This window comes from Klebsiella sp. K-Nf6, from assembly GCF_002806655.1.
Taxonomy (GTDB): domain Bacteria; phylum Pseudomonadota; class Gammaproteobacteria; order Enterobacterales; family Enterobacteriaceae; genus Klebsiella; species Klebsiella variicola.
Genome location: NZ_PIBN01000070.1, coordinates 1 through 294 on the forward strand (window position 1 = coordinate 1; position 294 = coordinate 294).

1 tRNA gene is annotated in these 294 nt (G+C 47.6%); it reads right to left on the minus strand.

Annotated features, from left to right (window positions below):
• Nucleotides 1-126: 126 nt before the first annotated feature.
• Nucleotides 127-202: transfer RNA gene (locus CWM61_RS28680), tRNA-Glu, on the minus strand.
• Nucleotides 203-294: the final 92 nt, after the last annotated feature.

Here is a 294-nt window from a genome sequence, read left to right on the forward strand (position 1 = left end):
CTTAAACAGTGTGTCGTTTCAATTTTCAGCTTGATCCAGATTTTTAAAGAGCAAATATCTCAAACGTCACCCGAAGATGAGTTTTGAGATATATCGGCACGCGTCTTTCACTCACGAACCAGCAAGTGGCGTCCCCTAGGGGATTCGAACCCCTGTTACCGCCGTGAAAGGGCGGTGTCCTGGGCCTCTAGACGAAGGGGACACTGAAGTCTCAATCGCAAGACGCCTTGCTTCTTTACTTTCATCAGACAATCTGTGTGAGCACTACAAAGGCAGGTTCTTTAAGGTAAGGAG